1 protein-coding gene is annotated in these 379 nt (G+C 42.7%); it reads left to right on the forward strand.

What is annotated here, in order from left to right:
• On the forward strand, window positions 1-379 hold a 379-nt coding region (locus I6F37_RS45205), incomplete at both ends, for a sialidase family protein (protein ID WP_225155157.1).

Genomic DNA, 379 nt, shown 5'->3' on the forward strand with positions numbered 1-379 from the left:
ACTGGCATCTTATAACCCCCGCCCGGCAAAAGGCAATGCTTCGGGACACTATGGTATCCGCACTAAAAAAAGTTATGATGGCGGACTAAGCTGGACAGATGAACGTTTATTGTATGAGGCTGGTTCCAAATTCGAAGATGGATGTTGGGAACCTTCGCAGATACAATTGCCGTCAGGAGAAATCCGGTTATTTTTTTCTGATGAAGGTCCTTATACCAACAGCAATGAACAGAACATTTCCCTTTTCCGTTCTTTAGATAATGGTTTAGCCTGGACGGCTCAACCACAAATGGTTAGCTTTCGGGCAGGCAAAAGAGATGGCATGCCTGTACCTGTTTTATTGAAAGACAAAAATGAAATTCTTTTTTCCATTGAAGAC

It is taken from the genome of Bradyrhizobium sp. NBAIM08 (assembly GCF_020193935.1).
Classification (GTDB): Bacteria; Pseudomonadota; Alphaproteobacteria; order Rhizobiales; family Xanthobacteraceae; genus Bradyrhizobium; species Bradyrhizobium yuanmingense.